The 23,556-nt window shown below is 38.6% G+C and carries 23 protein-coding genes; 8 read left to right on the top strand and 15 right to left on the bottom strand.

The genetic code is table 11. The annotated features are described in order from the left end of the window. Positions 1–76 precede the first annotated feature (76 nt). A complete protein-coding gene (locus HPB14_RS01085; protein WP_000444107.1) occupies positions 77–538 on the bottom strand; it encodes a helix-turn-helix domain-containing protein in 462 nt (153 codons plus the stop codon). A gap of 145 nt (positions 539–683) precedes the next feature. On the opposite strand from HPB14_RS01085, the gene HPB14_RS01080 reads away from it, so the two are divergent. Further along, positions 684–1,235 carry a YbhB/YbcL family Raf kinase inhibitor-like protein gene (locus tag HPB14_RS01080; RefSeq protein WP_000846502.1) on the top strand — a complete coding sequence of 184 codons (552 nt, stop codon included), beginning with the start codon at positions 684–686 and terminating at the stop codon, positions 1,233–1,235. Between the two features lie 15 nt (positions 1,236–1,250). Here the strand turns inward: HPB14_RS01080 and HPB14_RS08645 are convergent, their stop codons facing one another. From HPB14_RS08645 to HPB14_RS01055, 6 genes are all read right to left on the bottom strand, one after another. Further along, positions 1,251–1,553 (bottom strand): hypothetical protein, encoded by a 303-nt coding sequence (locus tag HPB14_RS08645; RefSeq protein ID WP_411155672.1) that lies wholly within the window; start codon positions 1,551–1,553, stop codon positions 1,251–1,253. Further along, the gene (locus HPB14_RS01075) at positions 1,472–2,080 is read right to left on the bottom strand and encodes a hypothetical protein (protein ID WP_411155673.1); all 609 of its coding nucleotides are present in this window, start codon (positions 2,078–2,080) and stop codon (positions 1,472–1,474) included. Before HPB14_RS01075 ends, HPB14_RS08645 begins: the two co-directional genes overlap by 82 nt. Before the next feature lie 4 nt (positions 2,081–2,084). Beyond that, positions 2,085–2,387 carry a hypothetical protein gene (locus tag HPB14_RS01070; RefSeq protein ID WP_000523493.1) on the bottom strand — a complete coding sequence of 101 codons (303 nt, stop codon included), beginning with the start codon at positions 2,385–2,387 and terminating at the stop codon, positions 2,085–2,087. A 62-nt stretch (positions 2,388–2,449) separates the two neighbouring features. Then, a complete protein-coding gene (gene dxr, locus HPB14_RS01065; RefSeq protein ID WP_000260786.1) occupies positions 2,450–3,544 on the bottom strand; it encodes a 1-deoxy-D-xylulose-5-phosphate reductoisomerase in 1,095 nt (364 codons plus the stop codon). Continuing rightward, positions 3,545–4,345 (bottom strand): phosphatidate cytidylyltransferase, encoded by an 801-nt coding sequence (locus tag HPB14_RS01060; RefSeq protein ID WP_000656967.1) that lies wholly within the window; start codon positions 4,343–4,345, stop codon positions 3,545–3,547. A gap of 12 nt (positions 4,346–4,357) precedes the next feature. Then, positions 4,358–6,016 carry an SLC13 family permease gene (locus HPB14_RS01055; protein WP_000427490.1) on the bottom strand — a complete coding sequence of 553 codons (1,659 nt, stop codon included), beginning with the start codon at positions 6,014–6,016 and terminating at the stop codon, positions 4,358–4,360. 95 nt (positions 6,017–6,111) lie between these two features. Here HPB14_RS01055 and mnmG point away from each other — a divergent pair, with 95 nt between their 5' ends. From mnmG to hcpA, 3 genes are all read left to right on the top strand, one after another. Beyond that, a complete protein-coding gene (mnmG, locus tag HPB14_RS01050; RefSeq protein WP_000238090.1) occupies positions 6,112–7,977 on the top strand; it encodes a tRNA uridine-5-carboxymethylaminomethyl(34) synthesis enzyme MnmG in 1,866 nt (621 codons plus the stop codon). Positions 7,978–7,987: 10 nt separating this feature from the next. Beyond that, positions 7,988–9,169: a succinyl-diaminopimelate desuccinylase gene (gene dapE, locus HPB14_RS01045; RefSeq protein ID WP_000992402.1), complete on the top strand. Its 1,182-nt coding sequence runs from the start codon at positions 7,988–7,990 to the stop codon at positions 9,167–9,169. A 446-nt stretch (positions 9,170–9,615) separates the two neighbouring features. Continuing rightward, positions 9,616–10,368, top strand: coding sequence for a Sel1-like repeat protein HcpA (hcpA, locus tag HPB14_RS01040; RefSeq protein WP_000901599.1), 753 nt, complete (start codon positions 9,616–9,618; stop codon positions 10,366–10,368). Positions 10,369–10,586: 218 nt separating this feature from the next. Here the strand turns inward: hcpA and htpG are convergent, their stop codons facing one another. Together htpG and hofA are read right to left on the bottom strand one after the other, a co-directional pair. Further along, complete coding sequence (htpG, locus tag HPB14_RS01035; protein ID WP_000070555.1) at positions 10,587–12,452, bottom strand: molecular chaperone HtpG; 1,866 nt, start codon at positions 12,450–12,452, stop codon at positions 10,587–10,589. Positions 12,453–12,555: 103 nt separating this feature from the next. After that, positions 12,556–13,908, bottom strand: a complete 1,353-nt coding sequence (hofA, locus tag HPB14_RS01030) for an outer membrane beta-barrel protein HofA (RefSeq protein ID WP_014658416.1) — start codon at positions 13,906–13,908, stop codon at positions 12,556–12,558. Positions 13,909–14,056: 148 nt separating this feature from the next. Between hofA and HPB14_RS08365 the strand changes: the two genes are divergently transcribed. Beyond that, complete coding sequence (locus tag HPB14_RS08365; protein ID WP_001155919.1) at positions 14,057–14,170, top strand: glycosyltransferase family 8 protein; 114 nt, start codon at positions 14,057–14,059, stop codon at positions 14,168–14,170. Between the two features lie 26 nt (positions 14,171–14,196). Then, a complete protein-coding gene (locus HPB14_RS01020) occupies positions 14,197–15,234 on the top strand; it encodes a glycosyltransferase family 8 protein (RefSeq protein ID WP_014658415.1) in 1,038 nt (345 codons plus the stop codon). Between the two features lie 12 nt (positions 15,235–15,246). On the opposite strand, the gene HPB14_RS01015 is transcribed toward HPB14_RS01020, so the two are convergent. Beyond that, on the bottom strand, positions 15,247–16,485 hold the full coding sequence (locus tag HPB14_RS01015; RefSeq protein WP_000249731.1) for an Mrp/NBP35 family ATP-binding protein: 1,239 nt from the start codon (positions 16,483–16,485) through the stop codon (positions 15,247–15,249). Between HPB14_RS01015 and HPB14_RS01010 the strand changes: the two genes are divergently transcribed. After that, positions 16,450–19,509: an AAA family ATPase gene (locus HPB14_RS01010; RefSeq protein ID WP_014658413.1), complete on the top strand. Its 3,060-nt coding sequence runs from the start codon at positions 16,450–16,452 to the stop codon at positions 19,507–19,509. The two genes, HPB14_RS01015 and HPB14_RS01010, sit on opposite strands and share 36 nt — an antisense overlap. 77 nt (positions 19,510–19,586) lie before the next feature. Next, a complete protein-coding gene (locus tag HPB14_RS01005) occupies positions 19,587–19,970 on the top strand; it encodes a hypothetical protein (protein WP_000473924.1) in 384 nt (127 codons plus the stop codon). 634 nt (positions 19,971–20,604) lie between these two features. On the opposite strand, the gene HPB14_RS01000 is transcribed toward HPB14_RS01005, so the two are convergent. From HPB14_RS01000 to HPB14_RS00980, 5 genes are all read right to left on the bottom strand, one after another. Beyond that, on the bottom strand, positions 20,605–20,907 hold the full coding sequence (locus HPB14_RS01000) for a hypothetical protein (RefSeq protein WP_014658412.1): 303 nt from the start codon (positions 20,905–20,907) through the stop codon (positions 20,605–20,607). Positions 20,908–20,927: 20 nt separating this feature from the next. Then, positions 20,928–21,920 (bottom strand): ketoacyl-ACP synthase III, encoded by a 993-nt coding sequence (gene fabH, locus HPB14_RS00995; RefSeq protein WP_000397783.1) that lies wholly within the window; start codon positions 21,918–21,920, stop codon positions 20,928–20,930. Between the two features lie 24 nt (positions 21,921–21,944). Continuing rightward, a complete protein-coding gene (gene plsX, locus HPB14_RS00990) occupies positions 21,945–22,964 on the bottom strand; it encodes a phosphate acyltransferase PlsX (protein WP_014658411.1) in 1,020 nt (339 codons plus the stop codon). A 67-nt stretch (positions 22,965–23,031) separates the two neighbouring features. Further along, positions 23,032–23,178, bottom strand: a complete 147-nt coding sequence (gene rpmF, locus HPB14_RS00985) for a 50S ribosomal protein L32 (protein WP_000290431.1) — start codon at positions 23,176–23,178, stop codon at positions 23,032–23,034. A gap of 15 nt (positions 23,179–23,193) precedes the next feature. Further along, positions 23,194–23,550 (bottom strand): hypothetical protein, encoded by a 357-nt coding sequence (locus tag HPB14_RS00980; protein WP_001159168.1) that lies wholly within the window; start codon positions 23,548–23,550, stop codon positions 23,194–23,196. Positions 23,551–23,556 lie beyond the last annotated feature (6 nt).

Below are 23,556 nucleotides of genomic sequence, written 5' to 3'. Positions count from 1 at the left end.
AAGATGAATTTTTGAAAACATTTTGAGAAATGCGATTACCCCCATTAAAAACTAAAAATAGCACCCATAAACCCGCTTAAGGCTTTTTAAGGGGTCTCCCACGCCTGTCTTTCAAAGCGTCTATCCCCCCTTGTTGGTAACGCTTCTCCCACACATAGAGTTTTTGCAATTGTTTCGCTACTTCTTTTTTAGTGGGCTTAATGCCTTTAAGGTTATAAAGAGCGGTAACGATAATGGGTTTTGGGATATTAAACCTTTGGATAAATTCCAAACAATCTTTTTTGAGCTGGGAGTCTTGCTTGTTTTTGGTAATATCCACATGGCTTAAATATTGCAACACGTAAAGGCGTTTTTCTTCATCTTCTTGTGCGATTTCTGGGGCTAACTCCATCCCTTGACCAACGCCTTTAAAAAACTTATTTGAAGTCTCTTGGACGGGATAAACGCTCAAATAAGTTTCTAGTAAAGAAATCACTCTTTTTTGCTGTTCCAATAGTGCGTCTATCTTGGCGCTCAAACGATTTATTTTACTTTCCATGCGTTCAATGGTAACTAGTAAAAATAAATAACTATTTAATCATTAAAAATGATTATTCTAATACCATGCTCCAAATTAAGATGTATTTTTATGATCATGCTACAATAAAAAAACGCAAAACGATTTCAAAGAAAAAGGGCTTAAAATGAAAACTTTTGAAGTGATGATTCAAACCGATTCAGAAGGGTATTTGGACGCTAAATTTGGCGGTAACGCTCCTAAAGCGTTTCTCAATTCAAACGGCTTACCCACTTATTCGCCTAAAATCTCATGGCAAAAAGTGGAAGGCGCTCAAAGCTATGCGTTAGAACTCATCGATCATGACGCACAAAAAGTGTGCGGCATGCCGTTTGTCCATTGGGTCGTGGGCAATATTTCTTACAATGTTTTAGAAGAAAACGCTTCCATGATGGATAAAAGGATTACTCAAGGGGTCAATTCGCTCACTCAAGGCTTTATCCGTTCACCGCTCAATGAAAGCGAAAAACAACGCTCCAATCTCAATAACAGCGTCTATATCGGCCCCATGCCTCCTAATGGCGATCACCATTACTTGATTCAAGTGTATGCCCTAGACATTCCTAAACTGGAATTAAAAGCCCCTTTTTTCTTAGGCGATTTGCATGATAAAATGCGCAACCATATCATCGCCATAGGGAGAAAGGAATTTCTATACAAGCAGTTTGTGAGGAAATAGGCTACATGCTTGTAGCTATCTTTCCACTAAATTGAATTTTTGATACATTTCTAAAATTCTCTTTTCGTCTAGCATGCTTTCTTCAATCCTTGTGCCTATCAAATCAGCGTGGTGTTTTTTAAATTCTTGTAAAGGGATCAAATCGTCATAAACGATAGCGTTTCGCCTCTTTTTAGCTAAAGGGAAGTGCCATTGCACCATTTCCTTATCTTTAATATGGTGTTTGTCTTTAAGCTTTAAAATTTCATAAATATCATCATTGTGTTGCCAAATTTCAAAAGGCTCGCAATCGTTATACAATAACCAATGATCCCCCATGCGTCTAAAAACCCAAAATCCCCATCATTACGAACAAACACTTCAAAATCCTGCACCACAAAATTAATGCGCGAATACATCACAATCTCTTTAATGCTCTTAGGGATATAAAAACTTTCATAAAGTTTTTTAGCGTCATAAATATGATCGCAATCAATTTTGACTACCCACTCATTTTTAGGGATAAAAGAAAGCGTATAATTAGAGTAATGATAAAGTTGGTGCCACAAACTCGGGCAATCCTTTAGCATGACTTCATAAGGATAGCTGATAGGGATAAATGAGGGGAACTTTTTACAAAACTCTAAAACCACTTCTTTAGAGCCATCATCGCAATCATTAAAACCAATGACCCCCCTTTGAATGGCAGGAAGCATAGAAAACAAACTCTCTTCTAAAGTAACGATTTCATTTTTGACTCTAATAAAAGCCCATGGGTTTAGAGGGCTTTTAGGGTTTTGACTTTTTTTATCATAATCAAAATAACCCGAGTGCGTGGGATTGGGTAAAGTTAAAGTGGGATGGATAACCCTATCTTGCTAAATGCCCCCCATAATTATAATTAAGAGAACTACTTTTATAAATAATCCTATTGCGTTCCATGAAACTTTCATTATTTAAAGAAGCGATAGCTAAAAACACGCTTTCTTGATAATCATGGTTGAATAAAGCTTCTTCTTGAAGAGAACGAAGTTTTTTAGCCTCTAACATTTCCTTAATTTCATGATTGATTTCATCATAAATGTTTTTGGCCCCTTTTAAACTACGAACATATCTCACCACAAAAGGCATTCTCTCTTTAACAAAACCCTTGATTTTATTTTTTAACCCCATAAAAACTCCTAATTGAAATAAAAACGCTATTAAAAGCAAAATCTCATTATACTACACTCCCGCTACATTTTAAAACGCTCCCTAACTTCCTTATCTAATTCTAGCACTTCATCTAAACTAGAGAGCTTGAAAGACATTTTAGCGTATGATTCTAAGGCTTGAGAAATGGTTTGGATAAGGCCACCAAAAGCGATTTCTTGATTTAAAAACTTCTCCATCGCCACTTCATTGCTCGCGTTCAGCACCACGCCAAGCTTGGGGTTTTCTAATAACAAGTCTTTATAACGCCACAAGGTGTAGCGCTCCATGCTAATGGGTTCGAATTTAATCGCGCTTAAAGCGTATAGATCTAAGGGCTTGATAGACGCGCTCAAAGAGGCCAACTTCGGATCGATCGCATAGCTTATGGGTAGTTTCATGTCCGCGCTCGCTAAATGCGCGATGACAGAGTTATCTTCAAACTCCACCAAAGCATGCACGATAGAACTCCTTTCAATGAGCGCATCAATCTTTAAAGACGCGCCAAAAAGCCAGTAGGTTTCTAAAATTTCAAAAAGCTTATTGACCATGCTCGCTGAATCAATGGTGATTTTAGATCCCATGCTCCAATTAGGGTGCTTGAGCGCGTTTTGCGCGTTTTGAATAGGAATAAATTCTAAAGGCGTGTCCCTGAAAGCCCCCCCACTCGCACTAATGATTAAGGATTTAGGCTTTAAAGCCTTGTTTTGCAACAACGCCCACAAACCAAAATGCTCGCTATCAACGGGCGTGATTTTAGAAATGTCTAATAAATGCCCCGCGCTCACTAAACTTTCTTTATTCGCTAGGGCTAGTTTTTTGTTAGTTTGTAAGCTTTTAAAGCTCGCTTTCAATCCGGCTACGCCCACAATGGCGTTAATGACTAAATTGGAAACGCACTCTTCTATCATCGCATCAATGCCCTCTAGCCCTACAAACACTTCCGCGCCCAAAGGCTCTAAATCATTCAAATCGCTAGGATCTAAAATCGCCACTTTCTCGGGTTTGAAAACTTTGATTTGCTCATTGATTAAAGCGATATTTTTCCCACAGCTCAAGGCTTCTATTTCTACCTTGAATTTTTTTGCGATTTTTAGGGCGTTTTTCCCAATAGAGCCAGTGCTTCCTAAAACAACCATTCAATCCCCTAAAAACACCGCCGTTTCTTTCCAAACTTCTAAAAAATACAACAACGCATGCAAGCCTAAAGCCCCAAAAAGCATGGAATCCAATCGGTCTAAAACGCCCCCATGCCCGGGTAAAATCTTACCGCTGTCTTTGATCCCAGCCTTTCTTTTCAAATAGCTTTCATACAAATCCCCAAACACCGCCATAAGCGCGATTAAGAAACTGAATAAAAGCGCCATAAAAAAGCCTCCGCTCAATTTCCCCATGCCCACAAACGATCCTAAAACACTCGCCAAAACAACGCCAATCAACGCACCCTCTAAGGTTTTATTCGGTGAAGTGGGCGTGAAAGGGATTTTGCCTAAAAGCTTGCCTCCAAAAAACGCCCCCACATCGCTTGCGACCACCACTACTAAAAGCCAAATGATCGCTACCGCGCCAAAATCCTTATAAATCCCAAAAAGCGCAAAAAACCCAACGCCCGGATACAAAAAGGGTAAAATGGCTTCGCTGTGGTGCGCTTTTTGATAAGCGATGACGCTAGCCATGACCATCGCGCTGATAAGAGCGCATTCTACAGGATGCCCGTTAAAATACGCCGCCACCCATGACAACACCAAAATGAAATACAAGCTAAAGCTCGCTTTGACCTGGAACAACCTTAACGCTTCAGAAAACCCTACCGCATAAATCCCTCCTAAAACCGCCCAAAACAACAACAAATTGTCCGCATACAAAATCAAGCCCGCCACAACGATTAAAACAACCCCTGTAATGTAACGAGACTTTTCTTTAAATAACTCTTCTTTCACTTTTTTCCTCAATCAATTAAATATTAACGAAACTAAAAAATAGCTAAACGAGCTAATCAAAACAACGCCCACCAAATTAAGCCACAAACCAGCTTTAATCATATCCGTTATTTTAACATACCCAGAGCCATAAGCTATCGCATTGGGTGGGGTGGCTACAGGGAGCATGAACGCGCAAGTCGCGCTCAAGGCTACAGGAATGGTCAATAACAAGCTCTGATAATTTTCATAACCCATGCCCATCGCCACTCCTCCAATCACCGGTAAAAACGCGGCAGCAGTAGCGGTGTTAGAAGTGATTTCGGTTAAGAAAATGACCATTAAAGTTACCATGACAATGATGAATAAAATCGGTAAATGCGAAAAGCCAGAGACCAAATGCCCGATCCACAAACTCAACCCAGTTTTAGAAAATTGCGCGCTCAAGGCTAACCCGCCGCCAAATAAAAGCAACACATCCCAAGGGAGTTTTTTAGTAGTGCCCCAATCAATGAGCCTATTGCCTTGGTTGTTAGCGGGCAAAATAAACAAAAGCACAGAAACTCCTATCGCAATCACCGAATCAATCCTATCTATTTTAATGCCCCAAGTTTTTAAAATCACGCCTAAAAAAATCCACCCTAAAGACGCTAATATAAAAAGAATCCCCACAGAGATTTCCGCCTGACTCAAACGGCCTAATTTTTTTAACTCTACCCTAATAACTTCCTTACCCCCTGGGATTTCTTTAATCTTTAAAGGGAAAATCACATAAGTGAGCAAGAGCCACGCTAAAATGAGCATGATAAAGGCTAATGGTGTTCCAAACACCATCCACTGAGCGAAACCAATTTCAATATTGAAAGCGGTTTTCATATAGCCGGCCAATAAAGCGTTAGGGGGCGTGCCAATCAGAGTGCCTAAAGAGCCAATAGAAGCCGCATAAGCGATGCCAAGCATCAAGCAAATGCTGAAATTCGTGCGATAGATAGTCGTCTTTTCTTGAATCACATTCGCAAAATCTTTACCCTTATGCACGATATTGCCCATAATACCCCCATGCGCTTTGGTGATTTCTTCTTTTTGATACCATGAATTAGAAGTGTTTTCTTTACCCACAAGCTTAGCGACTAATTGCAAAACGCTCATGCCAACAGGGAGCATCATCACCGCCGTTGCGGTATTACTCACCCACATAGACAAAAAGCCTGTAGCTATCATGAAACCTAAAATCAATCTCCTAGGGCTTGTGCCTACCAATAAAATAATACTTAAAGCGATGCGCGTGTGCAAGTTCCATTTTTGCATGCTTAAGGCTAAAATAAACCCTCCCATAAAAAGGAAAATAATCGGCGATGCGTAAGAAGAGCTAACGCTAGCGAATTGATCCACGCTAAAGACGCTAAAAAGCACCAAAGGTAAAAGCGCGGTTGCAGGCAAATCAATGGCTTCAGTCATCCACCATATCCCCATTAAAACAGCCACCCCAGCCACAACAGGCATCGCCTTATAATTCAAAGAATTGAGCTTGGGGATTTCTTCTACAATATGAGGCATTTGAGTGTTCAAAGCGTAATAGACAATAAGCGCGATTAACGCCCCTCCTATTAACCCCAACAAGCGCACGATCTTGGTGCTTTTGTCATCAGTGTTCGTATCGGTATGCGTATCGGCATGCGAATGATTTTCCATGGTGTTTTACCCTTTAAAATTACTAACCTACATGCTACAATAAAACTTTTTTAAAACTAGGGTTTTAGAAAAATAAAATCAAAACAGGAAAAAGAGTGGTAAAAGAAAGTGATATTTTAGTGGTTGGTGGAGGGCATGCGGGCATTGAAGCGAGCTTGATTGCGGCTAAAATGGGGGCTAGAGTGCATTTAATCACCATGCTCATAGACACGATCGGTTTAGCGAGCTGTAATCCGGCCATTGGGGGCTTGGGTAAAGGGCATTTGACTAAAGAAGTGGATGTTTTAGGGGGGGCTATGGGGATTATTACGGATCATAGCGGTTTGCAATATCGTGTGTTAAACGCTTCTAAAGGGCCGGCGGTTAGGGGGACTAGAGCGCAAATTGATATGGATACTTACCGCATTTTTGCAAGAAATCTCGTTTTAAACACCCCTAATTTGAGCGTCTCTCAAGAAATGACCGAAAGTTTAATCCTTGAAAACGATGAGGTAGTGGGCGTAACCACGAACATTAATAACACTTATAGAGCTAAAAAAGTGATCATCACCACAGGCACTTTTTTAAAAGGGGTGGTGCATATTGGCGAACACCAAAACCAAAACGGGCGCTTTGGGGAAAACGCTTCCAATTCTTTAGCCTTGAATTTAAGGGAGCTTGGCTTTAAGGTGGAGAGGTTAAAAACCGGCACTTGCCCAAGAGTGGCGGGCAATAGCATTGATTTTGAAGGCTTAGAGGAGCATTTTGGGGATGCAAACCCTCCCTATTTTAGCTATAAAACCAAAGATTTTAACCCCACCCAACTCTCTTGCTTCATCACTTACACTAACCCTATCACCCACCAAATCATTAGGGATAATTTCCACCGAGCCCCCCTATTTAGCGGTCAAATTGAAGGCATAGGCCCAAGGTATTGCCCTAGCATTGAAGATAAAATCAACCGCTTCAGTGAAAAAGAACGCCACCAGCTGTTTTTAGAGCCTCAAACCATTCATAAAAGCGAATATTATATCAACGGCTTAAGCACCTCTTTGCCCCTAGATGTGCAAGAAAAGGTCATTCACTCTATCAAGGGCTTAGAAAACGCCCTCATCACGCGCTATGGCTATGCGATAGAATATGATTTTATCCAGCCCACAGAATTGACCCACGCTTTAGAAACCAAAAAAATCAAAGGGCTTTATTTGGCCGGGCAAATCAATGGGACTACCGGCTATGAAGAAGCGGCGGCTCAAGGGCTTATGGCTGGGATTAATGCGGTATTAGCCTTAAAGAATCAAGCCCCCTTTATTTTAAAGCGCAATGAAGCTTATATCGGCGTTTTGATTGATGATTTGGTTACTAAAGGCACGAATGAGCCTTACAGAATGTTTACTAGCCGGGCCGAATACCGCTTGCTTTTAAGAGAAGACAACACGCTTTTTAGATTAGGCGAACATGCCTATAATTTAGGGCTTATGGAACAGGATTTTTATGAGGAATTGAAAAAAGACCAACAAGCAATACAAGAAAACTTGAAACGCCTTAAAGAATGCGTGCTTACCCCTAGTAAAGAGGTGTTAAAACGCTTGAGTGAATTAGACGAAAACCCCATCAATGACAAGGTTGATGGCGTTAGTTTGTTGGCACGCGATAGTTTTAATGCAGAAAAAATGCGCTCCTTTTTTAGCTTTTTAGCCCCTTTGAATGATCGGGTTTTAGAGCAGATTAAAATTGAATGTAAGTATAATATTTATATTGAAAAGCAACACGAAAATATCGCTAAAATGGATAGCATGCTCAAAGTGTCTATCCCTAAACATTTTGTGTTTAAAGGCATTCCAGGCCTTAGCTTAGAAGCGGTAGAAAAATTAGAAAAATTCCGCCCCAAAAGCCTTTTTGAAGCTTCAGAAATCAGCGGGATCACCCCGGCGAATTTAGACGTTTTGCATTTGTATATCCATTTGCGGAAAAACTCTTAAAGGATTTTTAATGAACGCTTTAGAAATCACCCAAAAACTCATCAGCTACCCCACCATTACGCCCAAAGAATGCGGTATTTTTGAATACATTAAATCGCTTTTTCCTGCTTTTAAAACCCTAGAGTGTGGGGAAAATGGCGTGAAAAACCTTTTTTTATACCGCATTTTTAACCCCCCCAAAGAGCATACAAAAGGAAAGCATGCAGAAGAAAAGCATATAAAAGAAAAGCATGCAAAAGAAAATGTTAAGCCCTTGCATTTTTGCTTTGCGGGGCATATTGATGTCGTGCCTCCTGGAGATAATTGGCAAAACGATCCCTTTAAACCCATCATTAAAGAGGGGTTTTTATACGGCCGTGGGGCGCAAGACATGAAAGGGGGCGTGGGGGCGTTTTTGAGCGCAAGCTTACAATTTAACCCTAAAACCCCTTTTTTGCTTTCTATTTTACTCACGAGCGATGAAGAAGGGTCAGGGATTTTTGGCACTAGGCTCATGTTAGAAAAACTCAAAGAAAAAGATTTACTGCCCCATATGGCGATTGTGGCTGAACCCACTTGCGAAAAAATCCTAGGCGATAGCATCAAAATTGGCCGAAGAGGCTCTATTAATGGCAAACTCATTTTAAAAGGCGTTCAAGGGCATGTGGCTTACCCGCAAAAATGCCAAAACCCTATTGATACGCTCGCTTCGGTTTTGCCTCTCATTTCAGGAGTTAATTTAGACAATGGCGATGAGTGTTTTGACCCTTCAAAATTGGTTATCACCAACTTGCATGCAGGGTTAGGGGCTAATAATGTTACACCAGGGAGCGTAGAAATTACCTTTAATGCGCGCCATTCTTTAAAAACCACCAAAGAGAGTTTGAAAGAATATTTAGAAAAGGTTTTGAAAGATTTGCCTTATACTTTAGAATTAGAGTCAAGCAGTTCGCCTTTCATCACGGCTTCCCATTCAAAGCTTACCAGCGTTTTACAAGAAAATATTTTAAAAACATGCCGCACCACTCCCCTTTTAAACACCAAAGGCGGCACGAGCGATGCGCGATTTTTTAGCGCTCACGGCATAGAAGTGGTGGAGTTTGGCGCCATTAATGACAGGATCCATGCCATTGATGAAAGGGTGAGCTTGAAGGAATTAGAACTTTTGGAAAAAGTGTTTTTAGGGGTTTTGGAGAATTTAAGCGAAAAATAGACGGTTATAATAATCGTTTTAAGTGGGTTTTTGTTTTTAACGCCAACGCCTTTTTAGCCGATACCAGCTCAAGCTTTAAGCACGCTTGCAACCCATTTGTTGCAGCCTTGTCATAAGAGTGGGACAATGCTTGACAAAATAACCAAAACTTGCTATGACAATATTCTCCATGTTTTTTAGATTACTTCAAAGTCTTACCAAGCCACTTCTTAAAGGAGTGGTAGCTCAATCAACTTTTTAAAACAAACTCTTTTAATACAGCTTTATTCTCACTAGTATCCCCTATCGCATGGCAATCCAGATCAAGCGTTGGAACGCGCTTAAAAGAGAAGCAATTCTCAATCATTTTCTTTATTTCACCAATAAAATGGCATTCAATAAGGCTTTAATCGTCAATATTTGATTATAATTATAAAGGATTACATTTTTTTAATAAGAGATATATCATGCTAGGGAGTGTTAAAAAAAACCTTTTTGGGGTCTTGTGTTTGGGCGCGTTGTGTTTGAGAGGGTTAATGGCAGAGCCAGACGCTAAGGAACTTGTTAATTTAGGTATAGAAAGCGTGAAGAAACAAGATTTCGCTCAAGCTAAAGTGCATTTTGAAAAAGCGTGTGAGTTAAAAGAAGGTTTTGGGTGTGTTTTTTTAGGGGCGTTTTATGAAGAAGGGAAAGGAGTGGGAAAAGACTTGAAAAAAGCCATTCAATTTTACACTAAAGGTTGTGAATTAAATGATGGTTATGGGTGTCGCCTACTAGGAAATTTATACTATAACGGACAAGGCGTTTCTAAAGACGCCAAAAAAGCCTCACAATATTACTCTAAATCTTGTGAATTGAACCATGCTGAAGGGTGTACGGTCTTAGGAAGCTTACACCATTATGGCGTAGGCACGCCTAAGGATTTAAGAAAGGCTCTTGATTTGTATGAAAAAGCTTGCGATTTAAAAGACAGTCCCGGGTGTATTAATGCAGGATACATGTATGGTGTGGCAAAGAATTTTAAGGAGGCTATCGTTCGTTATTCTAAAGCATGCGAATTAAAAGATGGTAGGGGGTGTTATAATTTAGGGGTTATGCAATACAACGCCCAAGGCACAACAAAGGACGAAAAGCAAGCGGTAGAAAACTTTAAAAAAGGCTGCAAATCAAACGTTAGAGAAGCATGCGACGCTCTTAAGGAATTAAAAATAGAGCTTTAGTTTCAATGAAGTTAAGCTAAAGGCTGCGTTTAGCTAACCTTTACGCTTTTTAATATTTTAATGAAAAAACACGAACCCCACGAACTAATCTTTTTAATGATCACTTTTTAATCACCATAAAAAACTTTTATCACACCCTTCATTCCAAGTGCCGTTTTTAGATTGGTATTTTAAGGGTTTAAAGCAGTTTTATTCAAACCCTTAAAAGGGTTTTACCCCTACAACGCCTTTAATAGCACGCTATTTAGGCGCTCATTAAAACTTTTAGCGTCTTTTAAGGCCCCTTTTTCTAAAAGCTTCGCCCCATCATAAAGCAACCAGATAAAAGCGCTCAACTGCTCTTTATCTTCGCATTTTAAGAGTTTTTGCAAAATCGCATGGTTAGGGTTTAATTCTAGCGTTTTCTTGCTTTCAGGCACGCTTTGGCCCATTTGACGCATAAAATTAGCCATCATCGCATTTTGTTCATCGCCTATTAAAGCCACCGCTGAAGTGAGATGACTGGAAAGCTCTACGCCTTTAATCTCATCTTTAAGATTCTCTTCAAACGCTTTCATTAAATCTTTAAACTGATTTTTCACCTCATCATGGATTTCTTCCAAACCAAGCTCTTTCAAACTCTCGCTATGGCTAGCGTCTCTAAAGGGCGTTTTATCGTATTCATTCACGCCTGGCATCACAAACGCATCAATTTCATCGCTCAACAACAAAACATCATAGCCTTTTTGAGCGTATTTCTCTAAAAGCGGGGACGCCTTTAGTAAGTCTAAATTTTCGCCTAAAAGGTAGTAAATGCTTTTTTGATTTTCTTTTAAACTTTCTTTGTATTCTTTTAAAGAAATCAATTTTTCTTTGTCTTTAGAATAGAATCTTAACAATTCTAAAAGTTTTTCTTTGTTTTCAAAATCCCCATACAAGCCTTCTTTTAACACTTTCCCGAAAGGCTCATAGAATTTATGGTAATTTTTTTCATCCTTGCTCAAGCGTTCAATCTCGCTTAAAATCTTTTTCACTGAAGCCGAACGGATATTGGCTAAAATCTTATTCTGCTGCAAGATTTCACGGCTCACATTCAAGGGCAAATCTTCGCTGTCAATCACGCCTTTAACAAACCTCAAATAAGACGGCAACAATTCTTTGTCATCATCAGTGATAAACACCCTTTTAACATAAAGTTTGACCCCGCTTTTATAATCCACCCTAAACAAATCAAAGGGCGCTTTGCTAGGAATGTAAAAAAGCGTTGTGTATTCTAAAGAGCCTTCCACTTTATTATGGATATAGCTCAAAGGCTCGCTGTTGTCATGTGCAAACGATTGGTAGAAATCTTTGTAATCCTTGTCTTTCAACTCGCTCTTATTCATTTTCCATAAAGTGCTCGCTTGATTGATTTGCTCGCATTTTTCTTCTTTAACCTCTTTTTTATGATCCCCTTCGCCCTCAAATTTCGTATCGGTGTAAGTTAAAAAAATAGGGAAAGGGATATGCTCAGAATACTTTTTAACAACGCCATCAATCTCCCAACGGCTCGCAAAATGAGAATCTTCATCTTTTAAAAAGAGGGTGATTTCTGTGCCTTGCTCCTCTTTAACGCATTCGCTGATTTCAAACTTGCCCTTACCATCGCTCACCCATGCATAAGCTTGCTCGCTGGTTACTTTTTTGGTTTGAACGACAATCTTACTCGCTACCATGAACGCTGAATAAAAGCCCACGCCAAATTGGCCAATCAGTGCGCTATCTTTTTTCTTATCCCCACTCAAAGCGCTTAAAAAACTCTTCGTGCCTGATTTGGCGATCGTGCCTAGATGCTCAATGAGATCGTTTTTATCCATGCCTATACCATTATCTTTAATCGTTAAGGTCTTTTTCTGGCTATCAAAACTCAAATGAATGCTAGGCGTGGTATTCAGCCCTTTTAATTTCTCATCGGTCAGCATTAAATAATTCAGCTTGTCCAAAGCGTCGCTCGCGTTAGAAATCAATTCTCTTAAAAAAATCTCTTTATTAGAATACAAAGAGTGGATCATCAAATCCAAAAGCTGGTTGATTTCAGTTTGAAAGGTGTATTCTTGATTAGACATTGAACTTTTTCCTTTAATAAAATTTTTAAGATTATACAATAAAAGCGCGCTTAAAAGGGGGATACTATGGCTTAAAAAATAACATGAAAGAACGTTTAATTCCTTAAAAACGATAACTCATAGAGCTCATCAAATAGCTTCTGTTTTGAATGGTTTGAGCGAAATCAGGGTTGTAACCGCTTGTAAAAAACCCTACCTTATAACCCTTATGCATCGTGATTTGATAGCCATTAACCATTAGCATGAAATAGATATGTTTTTTAAGGTCATATTTAAAAGTAACCCCTAAGCTTTGCGAATCAGCCCTTGGGGAATAGGTCAATTTCCCATACAATTGCACCAAAAGATTCTTAATGCTCTTCCCTACAAAAGCGTTAATCGTTATGGAATTAGCGTTGTAAAAATTGGAATAAGCGTCTTCATAAGGGGTGTCGTCTTTAGTGTCGTAAAAAGGATCTGCTGGCGAGCCATTCCAGCCTAATTGAACGCTCCCGTTCCCAAAATTCTTATACACGCTCCAGCCAAAACGATAAGATCGGAAATTCACTCTTTGAAACACGAACAAACTCGCGCTTTTTTTACCCACTAAAGCGGCTCTGTAATAATCTTTAGACAAATAATCGCTATAAAAGGGGAACCATGCGTAAAAAGTCGTTTGGATGCGCCAAAGAGATTTCCAATAAGACTTTGTGTCATGGGTGATTTCAAATCCAGGAGCGTTAAAATTCTTAGGGTAAAACCAAATAAAAGGCGCAACTCTAATGTATTTATTTTCGTAAATGAGATTGAAATTGTGCATGCCGTAGTTGGTTTTTTGCTTGTAATTGACAGGGGCGTAAAAATCCCTAATGTATTGCTCATTGGCTAAAGCCCTTCCAAAGGTGCTAAACCACTCTATCCTAAACTTTTTCCACCGGTAAAAAAGCTCAAACCCTTGATTAAACCCGCTCAAAAACAAAGCCTTAGAAGGGTAACGCCCTAATTTAATCCCAAAAATGTCCTTATACTGATAATCTAAATACAAATTGTATAACACATAAGGCCTGGCGTTTTGAGCCTTTTGCTCTCTGGTCCAATTTTGGCTGTGTTGCATCAAATAGCCCTCCCATCGCCCCATGTAATACCAGTTCGCTGGCTGAAACCCTGCCTTAGGGTTGGCTTCATCCATCAAAAACTTCGTGGAATCATAAGCTAACGCCCCGATCTCGCCCCCCACCCCAAAACCCAGTTTGTGGTTTTCAATCCCTTTAGGGAGCAAACTAGCATCAATTTGTAAGGCCCCGGTAGTGGTTACATAACTCCCTGTAGGGTAAATCCCTTTTTTGGAATTGATGATTGATTGGTTCAAAGCGATGCGCGAAAACGATCCAACTCTCGCGCTCACTTGATACTCAAAAGCGTTGAGAAAAACCCCATGCAAAGCTAAAAACCCTAGCCAAACTTTTTGATTAAGCACCCTTTTACCAAACGCCTTTTTATTGAAATTTAATATTATGCCATAAAACAAACTCGCCATTTTGGTTTTGAAAAAAAAAAAAAAAAACGATAAGATTACAAATCACCCCCTTTTTAGTGGGTCTAATTTCAAGATTTAAGGACTGTGCTTGCAAGAGATTATCCCTATTGTGGTGGCTTTTGATAATAATTATTGTATCCCTGCCGGTGTGAGTTTGCATTCCATGCTAGCGAACGCTAAACGAGAGAGAGAGAGAGAGTAAAACTCTTTTATCCAATCCATTGTTTGGTGGAGGATTTAAGCCTAGAAAATATAGCCAAATTAGAAGAAACGATCGCTCCTTTTAGCGCTTTTTCTAGCATAGAGTTTTTGGATATTACCGATAAAGAATTAGAACCACGCCACAATTACTATAAGCTTGATGCTTTAATAGCGAGTGAAATTAAAAAATTGTATTTAAAACTCAACTCTTTTTCGCAAAAACGCTTTTCTAAAATGATCATGTGCCGTTTCTTTTTTGCCTCCCTTTTCCCCCAATACGATAAGATGATCATGTTTGATGTGGACACTTTGTTTGTGAATGATATGAGCGAGAGCTTTTTTATCCCCCTTGGAACGCATTATTTTGGGGCTGTGAGGGAAAAAGATTTGATCGCTATGAACAGGAATTCGGCTAAGGATTTATACGAATTACGCCAAATGCATGCAAAAACTATCGGTGTCGCTGACGCTTTCCCTAATTTAGAAGAAGTGCAAATCCTTTTTGACAACTACTTTAACGCCGGGTTTTTAGCCTTAAATTTAAAATTGTGGCGTGAAGAAAATCTGGAAAACCAATTGATTGGATTTTTCCTTTTGAAAAATGAAAAACTTTTATTTAGCGATCAAGACGCTTTGTGTTTTGTGTGCCGTGGCAGGATTTTAGAATTGCCTTACTCCTACAATGCCCACCCCAGTTTCCTTGATACGCCATCATTCCCTAGCATCAAAGAAGCGCGCATGCTACATTTTTGGGGCGATAAACCCTGGAAACTCTTAAGCGTCATTGGCGCGAAAAAATGGCATGAAGTATTGATCCAAACGCCTTTTAAAGACGCCTATTTTAACGCTTCTTTTTTAGATCACCTCTTTGAGATTATTGAAGAAGTTCAAGCGGTTCAAGCAAGGGATAAAGAAATCCACGCTCTTAAAAAAGCCCTATCTTTTTCAAACAAGCGGCATTCTTTTGAATTTCTTCTGCCCAGGCTTTCTTCTAAACTCCTTATAGAATTTTTGCTTTTTAAAGTCAAACAAAAAATGAAACGATTGATTAAAAGGGTTTTTTAAACCCTTTTTAAACTAATGCGAGCAAGCATGCGTTTGTGTGGGCTGGATGTCCTTGTTATCGGCTAGTTTTTCCTTTTCTACTTTGTCTAAAAAAACGCTTAAATCTTGTGCCATTTTTTCAAAAATCTTAGCGCTCACGCTATCAGGGTGAGAAATCACGATCGGTTCGCCCTTATCCCCCCCTAAACGCACTTTAGGCTCTAAAGGGAGCTTGGCTAAAACCTGCGTGTTATAAGCCTCTAATAATCCACTCATGGAATTTGAGCCAAAAATCTCGCTCTCTTTCTTGCAATGCTCGCACACAAAAGTCCCCATATTTTCTACAATGCCCGCAATAGGAATGTGTAGTTTCTTAAACATGTCCAAACTCCGTTTAGCGTCATCTAAACTCACTATTTGAGGCGTGGTAACGGTGATTCCTGCACTGAGTGGCACGGCTTGGGCTAGCGTGAGCTGTGCATCGCCTGTTCCTGGGGGCATATCCACCACCAGCACATCTAAATCCCCCCAAATAATATCGCTTAGCATCTGCTCAATCGCTCGCATGAGCATGGGTCCTCTCCAAATGAGACTCTGCCCCTCATCATACAAAAGCCCCATGCTCATCACAGAAACGCCAAAAGCCTTTAAAGGAATGAGTTTTTTACCGCTAGGATCCATGATCACATCAGCGTTTTGCAAGCCCATCATTCTAGGGATATTAGGGCCATACACATCAGCGTCCAATAACCCCACTTTTTGGTTTAAATTCGCTAAAGCGATGCTTAAATTCACGCTGGTGGTGCTTTTACCCACACCGCCCTTACCTGAGCTTATCATGACCACATGCTTGATGTTTTTAGCCAGATTTTTAGTGGTGGGCTTTGGGGCTTGGGGCTTTGGCGGGGTTTTAATATCTAAATTCAAAGCTTTCACGCCTTTTTCTTGCATCGCTTTGGAGATATTTTCCCTTAAAATTTCGCTCGTTTCTTCAGAGCTTGAGGGGATTTCTATTAAAAGCCCTAATTGATCGTCATGCAAGGTGATGTTTTTGACAAAACCAAAGCTGACAATATCCTTTTCAAAATTAGGGTAGATGATCGTTTTTAACGCGTTTAAGACATCTTCTTGGGTGAGCATTTCAATCCTTAAAATGATAGTATTTGAATTTTCTTTATAGCATGTTTTGTTTAATTTTGCATTATAAATTAAATTTGCGTTTTTAAAGGATAGGGCATGGAATTTTATAAGCGTGTTTTGAAATTGCACCAATTTAGGAATTTGGGTAGAAAATCGCCTGCCAAATTGCTTTTAAATTCAAGTTTTGAAAAACATGGGGAATTGGTGATCTTGGTGGGGGAAAACAATGTCGGTAAAAGCAATGTCTTAGAAGCTTTGACAATCTTTAATGATGCGGATATTAAACTTTGTAGTGAAGAAGATTATTTTAAAAACCATAAAAAAGACACCCTTTTAAGTTTAGAAGAAGAAGCAATCCTTGATCATAAAATCACAGGTTTTTCTTGCGTGGATTTAAAAATTCAATCTAAGGAAGTTAATAAAGGATTAAAGGAATTATCAAAAATATTAATCAGCTATCCTTTTTGTGTTTTTGTGGGGGGTTTTATCAATCTCATCATGTCTTATGGCACATTAGATTCGTTTTTAAAATCCTACAAAGAAAAATTGAAATTGAGTGCATTTTCAACTAAACAAGCCAATAATCTGCTTTTCAAAAAATTAATTAAACATTTAAGTGGCAATAATCAATTGGTTAAAAATTTTTGTCAGTGTATAAGAGAAATTATAGAATACAACGCTCCTAATAATAAAGAATACAAACCCAATCAATTTTTTATAATGGGAAAAGGCAAACAAAAACAATTATCAGAAATTTATTCTCGTTTAAAAAGACTTAATGAAAGAAAAATTGAGCCAAAAGATGTGAAAAGTGTTTTAAAAGACATGCCCCAAAAGGTAAAAACTTTAGATGAAATTTTTAGAACTACCGACTTTGATGAAAAATTTGCACCAAAAATTAAAGTTTTACAAAATGAACAATCTCAAGAAAGATTGTCAAATTTTATTAAGGATATTATTAAAGAGATAGACGAAAAATACCCCATCAATGAAAATTTTAAAAAACAATTTGAGGAATTTGAATCAAATGTTAAACACCTTAATGAAACAAAAAAGGATTTTGAGCGAAAAAAAGAATCATGGATAAAAGAAATTGGAAATGACTGCAAAAATCAAAAAACGCTAGATCCTAATTATGATTTATTACTAGATAATATCCAACAAATATGCGAAAAATATATAACAAGCCATGTTGTTAGCGACGAGTCTAAAGATATGAAATACATGATGTGTCAGTTTTATTTGAAACAGATAGACTTATTATTCAATTCAGAAATCGAACAATACAGATACAGTAATTTTTTTGAATCAGCAAGAAAATCTCTGTGGGAATCCATAAAAACTTTAGACAATGAGAGTGGCGTTCATTTGTTCCCCAAAAATCCTAAAGAAATCAAAAAAAAATTTGAGGACAACAAGGAAAAATTCAAACAAAGCAAAAATGTTTCTGAGTTCGCAGAATATTGCCGAGAGTGTAACCCCTATACGGCGTTTCAAAACTTAAGAAATAAAGTTCAATTCCCTTTAAGCGGTGGTTTATCTCATCAATTTGATGAACTCGTGCCAACCATGAAAGAATACAAAGAGCCAAAAATCACAGATAACGACCTTAAGACTGCATTATTTACTTGCATTGATTATTCTTCTCCTTCTGAATTTGACCAATCGGATTGGTTCTTTAGAAATTCATTGTTTAGGAAAATGGGCTTTCACCCCAATACAATTTGGAGTTTTTTTGGGAGAATTTTAAAAGATGGTCAAGCGTTACAAATAATAATGTTTGATAAAAATAATGATTTAGTAATCTATGATTTTGAAAAATCGTTCAACATTCCTAAAAAATACTTGCAAGAAATAGACCAAGAATTACTAAAAGAGATCAGACAATCAGAATTTCCTTTTAATATTGAAGCAAAAGGCGAATGCGATAACAATGTATGTCAATTTGAATTTTTTAAAAAAGACACAAGCCATCTTTTATTTAAGGTAAATTTTACAGAAATATTAGAAAATATTGCAGAAATTTTAGAATACAACATGCAATTAAAAATAGATTCTTTAATTGCAAAAGAATTTAATAAGCTTTTAGCGATCGCTGAAGATAGCCCTCAAGATAGTTACCAATTAAAAATTCATGTCCGACACAACAATAAATTTTATGATTATTCAAAGGAATATACGGCATATGAAATAAAACTTGAAGTTTATGATTGCAGAAAATCCGACAATCAAAACCCAATCATTTTGAGCCAGCAAAGCACCGGCTTCCAATGGGCGTTTAATTTCATGTTTGGTTTTCTCTACAATGTGGGATCAGATTTTAGTTTTAACAAGAATATCATCTATGTCATGGACGAGCCAGCCACTCATTTGAGCGTGCCAGCCAGAAAGGAATTCAGGAGATTTTTAAAAGAATACGCTCATAAAAATCATGTTACTTTTGTTTTAGCCACCCATGACCCCTTTTTGGTGGATACGGATCATTTAGATGAAATAAGGATTGTAGAAAAAGAAACAGAAGGTTCTGCGATTAAGAATAGCTTTAACTACCCCCTAAATAATGCGAGCAAAGACTCCGATGCCTTGTATCAAATCAAGCGTTCTTTAGGGGTGGGTCAGCATGTTTTTCACAACCCCCAAAAACACCGAATCATCTTTGTGGAAGGCATCACCGATTATTGCTATTTGAGCACTTTCAAATTGTATTTCAATAAGCGAGAATTCAAAGACAACCCCATTCCTTTCACTTTCTTACCCATTTCAGGGCTTAAAAACAATCCAAACGACATGGAAGAAACCATTCAAAAACTCTGCGAGTTAGACAACAACCCCATTGTTTTGACAGATGATGACAGAAAATGCGTTTTTAACCAACAAGCAATGAGCGAACGATTTAAAAGGGCTAATGAAGAAATGCATGATCCCATCACCATCTTACAACTCTCAGACTGCGATAGGCATTTCAAACAAATTGAAGATTGTTTCAGCGCAAACGATAGAAAAAAATACGCTAAAAATAAGCAAATGGAATTGGCCATGGCGTTCAAAACAAGGCTTTTGTATGGCGGAGAAGATGCGGTAGAAAAACAAACAAAAAGAAATTTTTTAAAATTATTCAAATGGGTTGCATGGGCTACAAACTTGATCAAAAACTAAACGCAACAAACGATTAAAAAAGAATATATCAAATTTGATTATAATACCCCACAAATACTATTATTGAAAGGATTTTGATGTTTAAAAAAATGTGTTTGAGCTTGCTGATGATAAGCGGTGTTTATGTGGGGGCAAAGGATTTGGATTTCAAGCTGGATTATCGCGCAACTGGGGGGAAACTCATGGGGAAAATGACGGACTCTAGTCTTTTAAGCATCACTTCTATGAACGATGAACCGGTGGTGATTAAAAACCTTATTGTCAATAGGGGAAATTCATGCGAAGCGACTAAAAAAGTAGAACCCAAATTTGGCGATAAGTTTAAAAAAGAAAAACTCTTTGATCATGAGTTAAAGTATTCGCAACAGATATTTTACCGCTTGGATTGCAAGCCTAACCAATTGTTAGAAGTTAAAATCATCACGGACAAGGGCGAGTATTACCACAAATTTTCCAAATAGAAATTTGGTCTTTGTTCTAATGGGGTGTTGGGGATAAAATTTAAAAATGCTAAAAACTTTTTTAATATCAAAAAGTTTGTTTAGCAAACGGTAATTTCTTGTAATGCGGTATTATGGGGTTAGGGGGGATTTAGTTGGGGGGTTAAAGGGATATTAAAGTGCAAAATATCCCCCTATCCCCTTAAGAGTTTGCCATAAAATAAAGCAACCAAAGCCCCCTTTTTTAAAAAAACAGACTAAAGAATATTAATTTCTATATTGGGTTCTCAATTGGTTGTTGGTTGAGTTTTTGGTTGAGGCGCTACTAGTCATTGGAAGAATTGGTTTCAAAAAAATATAAAAATTAAAGCGATAACCGGTCCAATTATATAAGGAAAAAACATTATTATAGCAACTAGAATAGAGCCGAGATATTCAACGAATTTATCCCATATTCTACTAAAAAACCCATCACTCTCAACTTCATCGTCAGTATCTCGCCCTTAAATGCCATTATGGTAGCTCTAATAGCTGTTAATACTAACCCAATAATAACAATAGGTATTAAAATAACTACTAGCCCCTAATCATTATTTGTCTTTTACTTTAAAAATAATTTCTGCTATAAGAAATAAAATCCTTAAAGAAACCCCTTTTATGGAGTCCCTTTTTGAGCTTGCTCTAAAGCCATTTGTGCATGCTTGCAATCCTTTTTAAAAGACTTCGTAATAAAATTAACCTTAAGCGTCGAATCAAAGGCTTCATGGCATTTTTTAAGCTTGTGATCGCGCTCTTGCGGGTCTTGCAAATAATATTTCACTGAATGCACAAAACTGAAATGAAACCCCATAGGAGGAATACGACTCTCTGGCGTGCCTTCGCAAAAATCGCTGCAATAACTGCTTTGCGCCTTTAACCCCCCCAACACCACTAAAAATAAAAAAATCATCTTTTTCATCAATACTCCTTCAATCCTTTTTATCCCCCAAAATACACCAACGCTGAACCCCAAGTCAATCCCCCACCAAAAGCGTCTAAAAGCATTAAATCGCCCTTTTTCAAACGCCCCTCTTCATAAGCTTCACCCATAGCCATAGGGATACTGGCTGCTGAAGTGTTGCCGTACTTATGCACGGTTAAAACCACTTGCTCATCTTTAAAATCCAAATGCTCCCGCACCGCTTGAATGATCCTAAAATTAGCTTGATGCGGGATAAACAAACGCACGTCTTCAGGTTTGAGAGCGTTTTTTTCTAAGATCATTTCCACATCTTTTAAAAGCGTTTTCACCGCTAGCTTAAACACTTCATTGCCCTTCATGCACAAAAAAGGCTCTAAAGCTTCTTCTTTAGCGTTAAAGGGCGTGGGTTTAAGAGTCCTTGGCGTATAGAGATAATCAGAAAAATTCCCATTCGCTGAAATTTGCACATCTAAAATGCTTTCTTTTAAACGCTTGGTCCTGCCTATCACGCACGCCCCAGCCCCATCGCCAAATAAAATACAAGTCCCCCTATCTTTAAAATCTAACACGCTGCTCGTTTTTTCTGCCCCCACAATCAGCACATTTTCATACATCCCGCTCTCAACATAAGCCTTAGCCACCGATAATAAATAAATAAAACCCGTGCAAGCGGCTGAAATATCAAACGCCGGCTTGTTTTCAATGCCTAATTTCGCGCTCAACACGCAAGCGGTTGAAGGCATGGCTAAAAAATCAGGGCTTAAAGTCGCCACAACCACCAAATCAATGTCTTTTGGAGTTAAATGCGCTCTCTCTATGGCCTGTTTAGCCGCTATTACCCCTAAATCGCTGCTTTTTTCTTCATCGTTAGCGAAACGGCGTTCTTTGATACCAGTCCTTTTTTCTATCCACTCATCGCTGGTATCCAAAAATTGCTGGAACTCTGCATTTTTCACACGCTCGCTTGGAACATGCATCGCAATGGATTTAAGAGAGGCGTAAAATTCCATTCAATCCCCTTAACATAGTCATCTTTAAGCGTCTTGCTGATCACTTTGAGGCGCAGAAACGCTAGGCTTCAAGCTCTCAAACGCTTGAGTAATCCTCAAACAAACCTGACTTTCAACAGCGCTAATAGCCTGATAAATCGCGCATTCAACCGCTCTAGCGTTGCTCTTGCCATGGCTGATGATCACGCTTTTATTCACGCCTAAAAGCGGTGCTCCCCCATATTCAGCGTAATCGGTTTTTTGTTTTAAAATACCAAACGCATTCTTAAGCATCAAAGCCCCCATTTTAGATTTAAAAGAGCTTTTAATTTCATCTTTAAAAATAGAACCTATTGCGCTAGCGACCCCTTCTGTTGTCTTTAAGACCACATTCCCCATAAAGCCATCGCAAACCACCACATCCACAACCCCTTTGAAAATATCGCTCCCCTCCACATTGCCATAAAAGAAGTCATAAGCTTTCAGCATTTTATGCGTTTCTTTAACGAGCATGTTCCCTTTAATATCTTCTTCGCCATTACTCAAAAGACCCACCTTAGGGCTATCATAATGCAACACGCTTTTAGCGTATTCATACCCCATAAGAGCAAAATCAATCAAATATTCAGGCTTGCAATCCGTGTTCGCTCCTGCGTCTAACAGCACGCTAGGGCGTTTGCCAACGCTAGGCATTAAAGTGCAAATAGCGGGTCTTTCAACCCCCTTGATACGCCCTAAACGCAAGGTGGCTAATCCCATAGTCGCTCCGCTATGCCCCGCTGAAATCAAAGCGTCAGCCCCATTTTTTAGAATATCCATACCCAAGTAAATGGAAGATTCCTTACGCTTAATCGCCTCAGTGGCGGCTTCTTCCATTTTAATATAATCTTGCGTGTGGATCATTTCCACTTTGCTGGCTAACTCTTTAGAAATAAAAGGGGTCGCTTTGTCTTTATCCCCCACTAAAACCGCACTAAAACTCTTATTCTCTAAAGCCCTTGAGACTCCCTCAATAATGGGTAAAACCCCATGGTCAGCCCCCATTAAGTCTATTACAATTTTCATCATGCGTCCTTAAAAGGCTTGTTGCAATCCTTTAAAATACTTTCTATCACTAAAGATAGCTTTTATATTAGTATTCTTTAGTAAATTTGTTAATATGATGGGGGAGCTTCCAAGTGCCATCTTTGGCTTTCACAGGTTTAGCCAACTTAACGCTATAATGCGTACGCCTTTTTGCCGCTCTTGTCTTACTCACTCTTCTATCAGGTACTGCCATAAATTCTCCTTCATTTCAATCTGCATAATGGTAGTCTAATCTAATAGACTCCACTTCAGAGCGTAAAATCTCGCTCAAATCAATAAAACCATTGAAAGATTCAATAACATCTAAATTATCAAAATCCAAACTTTGGCTTTGCGTATCCCACAACCCGTCTGAAATATGCAAAACCAACGACTCATCAAGGCTTTTTTTAAACTCTTTACCGCTTGTATCGCAAATAAGCATCAATTCACCCTTAAGGCACGCTTCCAAACGAAACAATTTCGCTCCCACTCGTATAACTTCGCCCTCTAAAACCACTCCCTCATGCTCTAAAGAAAACGCTTTAGGCGCATTAAAAGCGATTTTACGCATTTCAAATTGCATGCTTAC

This window comes from Helicobacter pylori HUP-B14 (assembly GCF_000259235.1).
Lineage (GTDB): Bacteria > Campylobacterota > Campylobacteria > Campylobacterales > Helicobacteraceae > Helicobacter > Helicobacter pylori_CU.
Note: the sequence above shows the minus strand (reverse complement) of the source record. Positions and strands in the feature narration are given on the sequence as shown.

Excerpts from the sequence above, each read along its gene's own strand:
- HPB14_RS01055 (WP_000427490.1), bottom strand. The coding sequence starts at position 6,016 with ATGGAAAATCATTCGCATGCCGATACGCATACCGATACGAACACTGAT.
- HPB14_RS01070 (WP_000523493.1), bottom strand. The coding sequence starts at position 2,387 with ATGGGGTTAAAAAATAAAATCAAGGGTTTTGTTAAAGAGAGAATGCCT.
- htpG (WP_000070555.1), bottom strand. The coding sequence starts at position 12,452 with ATGTCTAATCAAGAATACACCTTTCAAACTGAAATCAACCAGCTTTTG.
- HPB14_RS01000 (WP_014658412.1), bottom strand. The coding sequence starts at position 20,907 with ATGAAAAAGATGATTTTTTTATTTTTAGTGGTGTTGGGGGGGTTAAAG.
- HPB14_RS08645 (WP_411155672.1), bottom strand. The coding sequence starts at position 1,553 with ATGGGGGATCATTGGTTATTGTATAACGATTGCGAGCCTTTTGAAATT.
- hcpA (WP_000901599.1), top strand. The coding sequence starts at position 9,616 with ATGCTAGGGAGTGTTAAAAAAAACCTTTTTGGGGTCTTGTGTTTGGGC.
- fabH (WP_000397783.1), bottom strand. The coding sequence starts at position 21,920 with ATGGAATTTTACGCCTCTCTTAAATCCATTGCGATGCATGTTCCAAGC.
- HPB14_RS01005 (WP_000473924.1), top strand. The coding sequence starts at position 19,587 with ATGTTTAAAAAAATGTGTTTGAGCTTGCTGATGATAAGCGGTGTTTAT.
- rpmF (WP_000290431.1), bottom strand. The coding sequence starts at position 23,178 with ATGGCAGTACCTGATAGAAGAGTGAGTAAGACAAGAGCGGCAAAAAGG.
- HPB14_RS00980 (WP_001159168.1), bottom strand. The coding sequence starts at position 23,550 with ATGCAATTTGAAATGCGTAAAATCGCTTTTAATGCGCCTAAAGCGTTT.
- HPB14_RS01080 (WP_000846502.1), top strand. The coding sequence starts at position 684 with ATGAAAACTTTTGAAGTGATGATTCAAACCGATTCAGAAGGGTATTTG.
- dxr (WP_000260786.1), bottom strand. The coding sequence starts at position 3,544 with ATGGTTGTTTTAGGAAGCACTGGCTCTATTGGGAAAAACGCCCTAAAA.
- HPB14_RS01085 (WP_000444107.1), bottom strand. The coding sequence starts at position 538 with ATGGAAAGTAAAATAAATCGTTTGAGCGCCAAGATAGACGCACTATTG.
- dapE (WP_000992402.1), top strand. The coding sequence starts at position 7,988 with ATGAACGCTTTAGAAATCACCCAAAAACTCATCAGCTACCCCACCATT.
- plsX (WP_014658411.1), bottom strand. The coding sequence starts at position 22,964 with ATGAAAATTGTAATAGACTTAATGGGGGCTGACCATGGGGTTTTACCC.
- HPB14_RS01010 (WP_014658413.1), top strand. The coding sequence starts at position 16,450 with ATGGAATTTTATAAGCGTGTTTTGAAATTGCACCAATTTAGGAATTTG.